A 9,909-nucleotide genomic window follows, 5' to 3' on the forward strand; every position below is an offset into this window, starting at 1 on the left:
CCCCCCAGTTCTTTCGCGCTTCCCACCCCCGAGGAGATCCCCGAACATGCCAGCCACCCGACGTCCCATAGCGCTCGCCGCGGCGGTCGCCACCGTCGTCGCCATCGGCGCGACCGCGCTCGCCGTCCCGGCGGTCGCCTCCGGCGCCGCTCCCGCCGAGCCCGGAGCCCCCGCCGCCCCGCAGCTCGAACTCAAGGACGGCACCCTGGAGTGGGGCTTCAAGGAGTCCTTCCGCAAGTACCTGCTCTCGCCCGTCGCGAGCGGGAAGATCACGGCTGCCGACGGTGCCACCCAGGCCGCCGCCAACGGTGTGTTCACGTTCACCGACGGCACGGGCACCTATGACACCGGTACGCACGCCACCGCCACCTCCTTCAAGGGAAGCGTGCACTTCGAGGGTCACCACGGCGTCCTCGACATCAAGTTGAGCGATGTGAAGGTCAACACCGGCCGCGAGGCGGGGGAGATCACCGCCGACGTCACCAGCGTGACGGAGGGCAAGACCGAGACGCGGGACGACGTGTCGGTCGCCGATCTCGACCTGACGGCGGTCAGTCCGGGCCGGGGCGAGAACGGCGCGATGGTCTTCAAGGACATCCCCGCCAAGCTGACGGCGGCGGGCGCCGACGCGTTCGCGGGCTTCTACCCGGCGGGCACCGTGCTGGACCCGGCGACGCTCACCGTGACGGCGGGCAAGGCCCCCACCGACGAGCCGACCGACGAGCCGACGAACGAGCCGACGGACGAGCCGACGGACGAGCCCACCGACGAGCCGACGCACGAGCCCACCGACGAACCGACGGACGAGCCCACCGATCAGCCCACCGACGAGGCGACGGCGCAGCCCGTCCTGGACGGCAATCTCGACTGGGGCGTCAAGGAGAGCTTCCGCTCGTACGTCACCGGCCCCATCGCCAACGGCGAGGTCGAACTGGCGGCAGGCGCCACCCGGCCGGGCGCGGCCTACCGCTTCCCGAAGGCCACCGGCTCCTTCGACGCGAAGGCGCAGACCCTCTCCGCCGCGTTCGAGGGATCGGTGCGCTTCCTGGGCCACGAGGACAAGGGCAGTTATGTCCTCGACCTCAAGCTCAGCGGTCTGGAGGCGGAGATCAAGAACGGCAAGGGCACCCTCGTCGCGGACGTCAGCACCAAGGACCGTACGACCCACAAGGTCTCCACCTTCAAGGACCTGGCCATCGCCACGCTCGACCTCCCCGCCGGTGAGCTGAAGGCCAAGGACGGTGTCGTCGCGCTGAAGGCCGTGCCCGCCTCGCTCACCGCGGACGGTACGAAGGCGTTCGGCGGCATGTACCAGGCCGGTGACGCCCTCGACGCCGTCACCGCCGCCGTCTCCCTCACGAAGGACGCCGAACTGCCCCAGGGTGGTTCGGGAAGTGCGGGCGGCGCCGGCGGTACGGCCGGTGGCGCCGGCACCACGGGCGGTACGGATGCCACGGCCGGTACGGCGGGCGGCGGGTCCGTCGGCGGCTCCGCGGGCGGTGCGGGAAACCTGGCGAGCACCGGGGCCGACGTCCCGGCCGGCGCGCTGATGGGCGTGGCGGGCGCGCTCGCCGTCGCGGGCGGTGCCGCGGTGTACTTCGCCCGGCGCCGTAACCCGGCCAACAGCGAGGCCTGACAGGCCGGTTGAGCCGTGGGGGCAGGGCCGTACCGCGTGACACGCGCGGTACGGCCCTGCCGCGTCGTGGGCCACCTCGTACACGGCGCCGCGACGACTGATGCTTCAATGCCTGCGTGAACGACATGGCCGACGGCGGCATCGAAGTACTGCGCGTCTTCTGCGGGGGCGACGGGCGGCACGGCAACGCGCTCGGAGTCGTACGGGAGGGCGGCCACTACCCCGACGAGGCGTCCCGGCAGGCGCTCGCCGCCGAACTCGGCTTCAGCGAGACCGTGTTCGTGGACGACCCCGAGCGCGGCTTCGTGGACATCTACACGCCCGGCCTGCGGCTGCCGTTCGCCGGACACCCGCTCGTCGGGGCCGCGTGGCTGCTCGACCTGGAGCTGGTCAACCCGCCGGTCGGCGAGGTGTGGGTGCGCCAGGACGGCGAGTTCACCTGGATCACGGCGCGCCCCGAATGGTCCCCGCCGCGCGTCCTGCGCCGTTACGACACGGTCGCCGAGGTCGACGCGCTGCCCGCGCCGCCGCCCGGAGAGGGCTGGCTCTACGCGTGGGCCTGGGACGACGAGTCGGCCGGCCGGGTCAGGGCGCGGGGCTTCCCGCGCCGTGACGACGGCATCGTGGAGGACGAGGCGACGGGCGCGGCGGCCCTGCTCCTCACCGCCGAGCTGGGGCGGGCGCTGAACATCACTCAGGGCCGGGGGTCGCAGATTCTCACTGCCCCCGGCCCTGACGGCTGGATCGAGATCGGCGGACGTGTCCGCCAGTTCCCGTCCCCGCTGAGGTCCGTCACGCGCTGAGGTCCGTCACGCGCTGAGCGGGAACTCGCCCTCCAGCTCGTGGAACACGGCCCCGTTGAAGTCGAACGCCCGGTGGCACTCCTCGATGATGCGCTGTTTCTCCAGGTCGTCCGCCGGTACGGCGTCGAGCAGTTCGCGGTAGGCGCGCTTGAACGCCGCCGGGTTGGCGATCTCGTCGAAGACGTAGAAGCGGACGCCGTCGCCCTTGCGGGCGAAGCCCCAGGTCTTCTCGGCCATGTCGCGCACGACCTGACCGCCGGAGAGATCCCCGAGATAGCGCGTGTAGTGGTGGGCGACGTAGCCGCCGGGCCAGGTGCGGGCGCACTCGGTGATCCGGGCGGCGTACGCGGCGGTGGCGGGCAGCGGCTGAAGGCCGGCGCGCCAGTCGGCACCGCGCAGATGCGTCAGGTCGCGCTCCAGGGCGTCGACGCGCATCAGCTCGGGCCGGACGAACGGGCCCGCGACGGGATCGCCCTCGACCGTCCCGGCGGCGTCCTCCAGCGCCCGGTACACGAACCAGAGCTGTTCGGTGTAGCGCGTGTACGCCTCCACCCCGAACCGCTGCCCCAGCAGGTCGCTCATGAAGGTCGAGGTGTTCACCTCGGTGTGCTTCTCTTGCGAGGCGACACGGATCAGCGTGGAGAACGGGGTGGCGGTGGCGGTTGCGTCCAAGGCGGGCCTCCGGGGCCGAGGGGGACGGGAAACCAGACCGAGATCCGGCGGGGCAGCAGAGCGCTTGCCTTCGCCGATCCTCCTACTTAGGCTTACCTAAGTCAACTGGTTCCCGACGTCCTGTCGGTAAAACCGTACCCGTTGGACGAGGTCACGGCAGCGTCAGGATCTCCGCCCCGGTGTCCGTCACCACGAGCGTGTGCTCGAACTGCGCCGTCCGCTTGCGGTCCTTCGTGACCACGGTCCAGCCGTCGTCCCACATGTCGTGCTCGTGGGTGCCGAGCGTGAGCATCGGCTCGATCGTGAAGGTCATGCCGGGCCGCATGACGGTCGTCGCGTGCGGGCTGTCGTAGTGCGGGATGATCAGCCCTGAGTGGAAGGACGAGTTGATGCCGTGCCCGGTGAAGTCGCGGACCACGCCGTAGCCGAAGCGCTTGGCGTACGACTCGATGACGCGGCCGATGACATTGACCTGCCGGCCCGGCCTGACGGCCTTGATGGCGCGGTTCAGCGACTCGCGGGTCCGCTCCACCAGCAGCCTGGACTCCTCGTCGACGTCACCGCAGTAGTAGGTGGCGTTGTTGTCGCCGTGCACGCCGTTGATGTAGGCGGTGACGTCCAGATTCACGATGTCGCCGTCGCGCAGCACGGTGGAGTCCGGGATGCCGTGGCAGATGACCTCGTTGACGGAGGTGCAGAGCGACTTGGGGAACTCGCGATAGCCGAGGGTCGACGGGTACGCCCCGTGGTCGACCATGAACTCGTGGGCTACCCGGTCGAGTTCGTCGGTCGTGACGCCGGGCGCGATGTGCTTCGCGGCCTCCTCCATCGCCTGGGCGGCGATCCGGCCGGCGATCCGCATCAGCTCGACGGTCTCGTCGCTCTGCACTTCAGGCCCGGTGTAGGGGGCCGGGAGCGGCTTCCCGACGTACTCGGGGCGCCGGATCTTCGCGGGAACGGAACGGACGGGAGAGAGCTCCCCGGGCACGAGGAGTGACTGGCCAGACATGCCAGCGAGTCTAACCAGCGTGCCGAAGCCGCCGGTGGGGCAGCATGGCGGGCAGAGGAAGGAGCCGACGATGGCCCTGTTCAAGAAGCGCACGGCGGGCAAGCCGGGCGAGTGGTACTACTGCCTCCAGCACAAGCGGGTCGAGGAGGGCCCGGACTGTCCGGCCAAGGACCGGTTCGGCCCGTACGCCTCCAAGCGGGAGGCGGAGAACGCGATGGAGACGGCGGCGGAACGCAACCAGGAATGGGAGACGGACCCCCGCTGGCACGACAAGCCCGACGGCCCGTCCGGGACCTGACCGCTCCGGCTCGTCCGGCGTCTGAGGACGGAGCCCGGTGCGCCGGGGTCCGGGGGCCGGCCCCCGGTTCCGGTTTCGGGAAGGCGCGGAAGGGGCGGGTACGGGGAGAGCCGACCGCCCCGCGTCAGGCAACCGCTCCAGGGGCCGGGGCCCCGGCGGCACCGGTCCCGGCATCGGCCGCCGCGTCCGCCGCCAGCTCCGCCTCCTGCTGCGCCTTCCGCCGCAACGCGTCCTCGTCGGTCGCCGCGTCGTACGTCATCAGCTTCGGCAGCACCGCGGCCAGCAGCCCCACCGCCACCACGCACGCCACGCCACCGCTCCAGACCGCAGGGCGGGTCCCCGTCCAGCCCGCCACCGTGCCCGCGCGGACCTGGCCGAGCTGCGGGCCCACGCTGTACGACAGCACCTCCAGCCCCGCCAGCCGGCCCCGCAGCTCCTCGGGGATCGTCTGGTTCCAGATCGTCGAGCGGCCCAGCCCGCTGAGCATGTCGCCGGCGCCCGCCAGCATCAGACAGAACAGCACGAGCCAGATGTTCGGCATCAGCCCGGCCAGGGTCATCGCCAGGCCCCAGCCGCCCGCGCCGAACACCACCAGCAAGCCGTGCCGCCGGACGTTCGACGCCCAGCCGCTGGTCAGACTGATCAGCACGGAGCCCAGCGGAATCGCCCCGTACATCAGGCCGAGCGCCCACTCGGCGTCGAGGTCCTCCGCGAGGAACGGGAAGATCGCCAGCGGGAAGGCGAAGAACATCGCGCTCAGGTCGACCGCGTACGTACCCAGCAGCACCGGCTTGCTCCACGCGTACCGCGCGCCCTCGGCGATCCCGCGCAGCGACGGCTTCGCCGCCTCCTTGGAAGGCGGTGCCGGGCGCAGCCGCAGACACATCAGTACGGAGGCGACGAACCCGACGACGGTCAGCGCGTACGCCGTCGCCGTTCCCGAGAACGCGACCACGACGCCGGCCGCCGCCGGCCCCGCGACCGCCGCGGTCTGCCAGCGCAGCGCGTTGAGCGCGGCGGCGGCCGTGAGCTGGGCGTGCGGCACGATCCGGGCTATCAGGGAGTCCAGCGCGGGCCGTTGGATGCCGGCCAGCGCGGAGACGCCCGCGGCCACGACGTACAGCGGCCAGAGCGCCGGCTCCGGCAGCAGCGCGTTGACCAGCAGGACGACCGCGAGCAGCCCGAGGCCCGCCTCGGAGAGCAGGATCAGCTTGCGGCGGTCGACCGCGTCGGCGAGCGCCCCTCCGTACAGCCCGAAAACGATCAGCGGGACCAGCTCGACGGCGCCCATCGCGCCGACCGCGAGCGGTGAGTTCGTGAGGTCCTTGATCTGCAGAGGCAGCGCGATCATGGCCATGGAGCTGCCGAAATACGTCACCAGGCCCTGGATCCACAGGAGTCGGAACTCGCGCAGTGTGCGCAGCGGCGTGAGGTCCGGCAGGATCGCGGAAAGCTTTTTGGTCACGAGAGGCCATGCTGCGTCGTGACGGTCACGACGGGCAAATCCTTTACCAGCGGGCGGGCGGCGGCGAGGTCAGCTGGTCGGCGAGCCGCGACAGCCGGTCCCGCAGGCGCCGCCTGCCACGCGTCGACGGCAGGCTGTTCTCGCCGGCCGCCGCGCTGACCAGGTGCTGCACCATGTCGAGATCGATGCCCTTCGCGCTCGCCACCTCCGTTCCCGGGTCCGGCTCCGGCGGGTCGACTGTGAGCGCGTCGTGCGCCAGACCGGTCACCTCCGGGTCCCCGCTGCCGAGCGCCAGCACCGTCGCCCCCGCCCGCCGCGCGTCGTGCACGCGCTCCAGCAGCCCGCCGTCCGGCCGCTCGGGGGCCACCAGCAGCAGCGTCTCGCCCCGCCCCGCCCCCTGGAGCCTGCCGAGCCCGACGGCCAGGTGCGCGGGGTCGCCGGGCCGTACCCGGTGCCGTACGAGCAGCGGCGCCAGTTCCGGGCGGCCGGACCACGTCGCCTCGTCCACCAGATGCGCGGCCAGGTGCCACGGCTCGTACGCCCGCGTCCCCACCAGCAGCAGTCCACCCCCGTGCGGCACGACGGAGGACCGCAGGGACGCGGCGAACCGGCGGGTCGCCGCCGGCCACCGCGTACCGGCCAGGACTTCACGGAGCAGGGCGACACGTACGGCATCCATGGGCCGGGATCCTGCCGCAGCGCCGCGCCCCGCGCCGGGGGTCCGGCCGCCGTCACTCGAACGGGCCATTCCGCGACGATCCGGCGAACGGGACGGCGCGTGCCGGTGGCCTCCGTACCGCCAAGTAGTGTCGAGGTCATGACTTCTACTGACAGTGGCAGCACGCCGAAGCCCCCCGCGAAGGACCCCTGGGAGCTGCCCGACGTCTCGGGCCTGACCGTCGGCGTGCTCGGCGGCACCGGCGACCAGGGGCGCGGGCTCGCCTACCGGCTCGGGCGGGCCGGTCAGAAAGTGATCATCGGCTCCCGGGCCGCCGAGCGCGCCGAGGCGGCGGCCGCCGAACTCGGCCTCGCGAGCGTCGAGGGAGCGGATAACGCCGAGTGCGCGCGCCGCAGCGACATCGTCATCGTCGCGGTGCCGTGGGACGGTCACGCCAAGACGCTGGAATCGCTGAAGGACGAACTCGCGGGCAAGCTCGTCGTCGACTGCGTCAACCCGCTCGGCTTCGACAAGAAGGGCGCCTACGCGCTGACGCCCGAGGAGGGCAGTGCCGCCCAACAGGCCGCCGCCCTGCTGCCGGACTCGCGCGTCACCGCCGCCTTCCACCATCTGTCCGCCGTGCTGCTCCAGGACCCCGAGGTCGAGCGGATCGACACCGACGTGATGGTGCTGGGCGAGGTGCGGGACGACACCGACATCGTGCAGGCGCTGGCGGCCCGTATCCCCGGTATGCGGGGGGTGTTCGCGGGGCGGCTGCGCAACGCGCACCAGGTGGAGTCGCTGGTGGCGAACCTGATCTCCGTCAACCGCCGCTACAAGGCCCACGCGGGGCTGCGCGTCACCGACGTCTGAGGCCGACAGGGCATGGGGGACACTGGACGGGCGCTACGCGTCGTACGTACGCCCTTCCCGCCCCCGACAGGAGCCGACCCCATGCCCCGCCTCGCTCTCTACGCCCTCATCGTCTGCCTGCTGTCCGTGGGGGCGGCCGTGGTGTCCTTCACGCGGGGGAGCGGCTGGCTCGGAGTCGTGTGGGTGCTGCTGGCCGGGCTGTCGTCGAACATGGCGTGGTACTACCGGCGCAAGGGGCGGACCGCGTCGCGCGCTAGCTGACGATCGACTGGCAGAACTCGTCGCGGGTCGTCCAGAAGCGGTAGAGGTTCTGGCCGCAGTAGGTTTCAAGATCACTGATGCCGAGCCCGCTCAGGATCGCGTCGGTCCCTTCGAAGAACGCGCGCTTCACCTCGGGGATGAACAGGATGCCGAAGACCGCGAGCAGTCCGAACGGCGCGAACGGCTCCACCTGGGCGCGGAACTTGCGCGACAGCCACGGCTCGATCACGCCGTAGCCGTCAAGTCCCGGCACGGGCAGGAAGTTGAGGATCGCGGCCGTCACCTGGAGCAGCGCCAGGAACGCGAGCGCGAAGCGGAAGACGAGCGGCACACCGTCGAGCAGACCCAGCCAGAACGGCGCCGTGCAGACGGCCGCGAACAGCAGGTTCGTCAGCGGACCCGCCGCCGAGATCAGGCTGTGCCGCCAGCGGCCCGGATCCGGGAACGTTCGATGAAGACCGCGCCACCGGGCAGACCGATGCCGCCCATGATGACGAAGATCACGGGGAGCACGATGCTCAGCAACGCGTGCGTGTACTTGAGGGGGTTGAGCGTCAGATAGCCCTTGGCACCGATGGAGATGTCGCCGCTGTGCAGGGCGGTGCGGGCGTGCGCGTACTCGTGCAGACAGAGCGAGACGATCCACGCGGACGTGACGAAGAGGAAGACGGCGATACGGGCGTCCGCCGCGAAGTCCGTCCACACGGCCCACCCCGTCACCGCCGTGACGGCGACGATGCCGAGGAAGACGGGACTTGTCCGCCGGTCGCTACGCGAGGATGCGGTGTTCATGCGCGGCTCCAGAAGGACGCGGAACGGATACGAGTGCGGGGTGTGCCCGACCGTACAGGCGACACGGCGGGAACGTCTCGCGGGGGCGGAACGAGGGGGGAGCCCGGGACATGTGGTCCACGGACATGGGGGAGCGGTCGGCCGACCGGAAGGTTGTACCGGACAATGGTGGGGTGCGTTACCGGCTCCTCGGCCCCACGCGGGCACTGCGCTCCGACGGCACCCCGTACGCCGTCGGCGGAGCACGGCTGCGCGCGCTGCTGACCGCGCTGGCGATGCGGCCCGGCCGGACCGTCCGGACGGCCACGCTGGTCGACGCGGTCTGGGACGGGGACGTACCCGCGGACGCCCCGGGCGCGCTCCAGGCCCTGGTCAGCCGGCTGCGCCGGGCGCTCGGGGCGGGGACCGTCGTCTCGGACGGCGGTGGTTACCGGCTGTGCGCCGAACCGGACGACGTGGACCTGTTCCGCTTCGAGCGGCTCACGGCCGAGGGAACGAGGGCGCTGGACGGCGGAAGCCCCGAGCTGGCCGCCGGCCTGCTGGACGAGGCGCTGGGGCTGTGGGACGGCCCCGCGCTGTCCGATCTGCCCCACCACCGGGCCGAGTCGGCGCGCTGGGAGTCCCGCAGACTGGGCGCCCGCCGCGCCCGCCTCACGGCTGCGCTGGCGCTCGGCCACGCTGAGGAGGCACTGCCCGAACTCGCTTTGCTCTGCGACGAGCACCCGATCGACGAACTGCTCCAGGCGCTGCGCATCCGCGCCCTGCGCGCGGCGGGCCGCCCGGCGGAGGCGCTGTCGTCCTACGAGGACGTCCGCCGCGACCTGTCGACCCGCCTGGGCATGGACCCGGGCCCGGAACTGCGCACGCTCTACAAGGAGTTGCTGAACCCGCCCGACGAGGCCGACGAGGACGACACCTACCGACGCGGTTCCTCCAGAGCCCGGCCGGCCGGCTCGAAGCACGGCTCCACGCCCGGTGCCGCCGCGCCTGGCGGCCCGGCCGGCTCGGTCGCTCCCGACACGGGGCGTCGCGACGGTGCCGCCGACGGCGCTTCTGCCGGGCTGCCCGCCCCGGCCGGGGGTGACCTTCCCGCTGTTGCGGCGCGGCAGGGTGCCTCGCGTCCGGGACGCGACGCGGTGCGGCCCGGCGGCGGCCCCGGCGGGAGGGAGCATCCCGCCGGTCTGGCGTCGGGCGGTGGCCCCGACGCGGCGCCCGGCGGCCATGCCGCCGATGGCGCAACGCCCGGCTCCGCCGGCCATGGTGGCGGTCCCGCCGGGCCGTACAGCCCGGTGGGGGGCGACGCCCCCGCTGGTCCGGCGCCGCACGGCGTCTCGGACGCGGGGTGGGGCGACAGCGGTCGGTCCGGGCCCGGCGGCCCCGCCGACAGCGGCCTCCCGCCCGGCAACCTCCCCGCCCGGATCACCAGTTTCGTCGGGCGGGAG

General features: G+C 72.4%; 10 protein-coding genes and 1 pseudogene. 6 read left to right on the plus strand and 5 right to left on the minus strand.

Features of this window, described 5'->3' with window-relative positions; translation table 11 throughout:
• The first annotated feature begins 46 nt into the window (after positions 1-46).
• Positions 47-1,636 carry an HtaA domain-containing protein gene (locus BHU15_RS15430; protein ID WP_069627722.1) on the plus strand — a complete coding sequence of 530 codons (1,590 nt, stop codon included), beginning with the start codon at positions 47-49 and terminating at the stop codon, positions 1,634-1,636.
• Between the two features lie 125 nt (positions 1,637-1,761).
• Positions 1,762-2,439, plus strand: a complete 678-nt coding sequence (locus BHU15_RS15435; RefSeq protein ID WP_069627729.1) for a PhzF family phenazine biosynthesis protein — start codon at positions 1,762-1,764, stop codon at positions 2,437-2,439.
• 6 nt (positions 2,440-2,445) lie between these two features.
• On the opposite strand, the gene BHU15_RS15440 is transcribed toward BHU15_RS15435, so the two are convergent.
• Both BHU15_RS15440 and map read right to left on the minus strand, forming a co-directional pair.
• Positions 2,446-3,111: a biliverdin-producing heme oxygenase gene (locus BHU15_RS15440; RefSeq protein WP_069627723.1), complete on the minus strand. Its 666-nt coding sequence runs from the start codon at positions 3,109-3,111 to the stop codon at positions 2,446-2,448.
• Between the two features lie 151 nt (positions 3,112-3,262).
• Complete coding sequence (map, locus tag BHU15_RS15445; RefSeq protein ID WP_069627724.1) at positions 3,263-4,120, minus strand: type I methionyl aminopeptidase; 858 nt, start codon at positions 4,118-4,120, stop codon at positions 3,263-3,265.
• A 70-nt stretch (positions 4,121-4,190) separates the two neighbouring features.
• Between map and BHU15_RS15450 the strand changes: the two genes are divergently transcribed.
• A complete protein-coding gene (locus BHU15_RS15450; protein ID WP_023542180.1) occupies positions 4,191-4,418 on the plus strand; it encodes a hypothetical protein in 228 nt (75 codons plus the stop codon).
• 124 nt (positions 4,419-4,542) lie between these two features.
• Here BHU15_RS15450 and BHU15_RS15455 read toward each other — a convergent pair whose 3' ends face one another.
• Together BHU15_RS15455 and BHU15_RS15460 are read right to left on the minus strand one after the other, a co-directional pair.
• Positions 4,543-5,883, minus strand: coding sequence for an MFS transporter (locus BHU15_RS15455; RefSeq protein ID WP_069627725.1), 1,341 nt, complete (start codon positions 5,881-5,883; stop codon positions 4,543-4,545).
• Between the two features lie 43 nt (positions 5,884-5,926).
• Positions 5,927-6,562: a hypothetical protein gene (locus tag BHU15_RS15460; protein ID WP_069627726.1), complete on the minus strand. Its 636-nt coding sequence runs from the start codon at positions 6,560-6,562 to the stop codon at positions 5,927-5,929.
• A gap of 138 nt (positions 6,563-6,700) precedes the next feature.
• On the opposite strand from BHU15_RS15460, the gene npdG reads away from it, so the two are divergent.
• Both npdG and BHU15_RS15470 read left to right on the plus strand, forming a co-directional pair.
• The gene (gene npdG / locus BHU15_RS15465; RefSeq protein WP_069627727.1) at positions 6,701-7,414 is read left to right on the plus strand and encodes an NADPH-dependent F420 reductase; all 714 of its coding nucleotides are present in this window, start codon (positions 6,701-6,703) and stop codon (positions 7,412-7,414) included.
• 12 nt (positions 7,415-7,426) lie between these two features.
• Positions 7,427-7,675 (plus strand): hypothetical protein, encoded by a 249-nt coding sequence (locus BHU15_RS15470; RefSeq protein WP_079128161.1) that lies wholly within the window; start codon positions 7,427-7,429, stop codon positions 7,673-7,675.
• Here BHU15_RS15470 and BHU15_RS15475 read toward each other — a convergent pair.
• Positions 7,668-8,467, minus strand: a pseudogene (locus tag BHU15_RS15475) (site-2 protease family protein). The gene BHU15_RS15470 and the pseudogene BHU15_RS15475 sit on opposite strands and share 8 nt — an antisense overlap.
• Positions 8,468-8,640: 173 nt before the next feature.
• On the opposite strand from BHU15_RS15475, the gene BHU15_RS15480 reads away from it, so the two are divergent.
• Positions 8,641-9,909, plus strand: a 1,269-nt coding sequence (locus BHU15_RS15480) for an AfsR/SARP family transcriptional regulator (protein WP_255293118.1), incomplete at its 3' end; no start/stop codon positions are given.

It is taken from the genome of Streptomyces niveus, assembly GCF_001723055.1.
GTDB classification, from domain to species: domain Bacteria; phylum Actinomycetota; class Actinomycetes; order Streptomycetales; family Streptomycetaceae; genus Streptomyces; species Streptomyces niveus.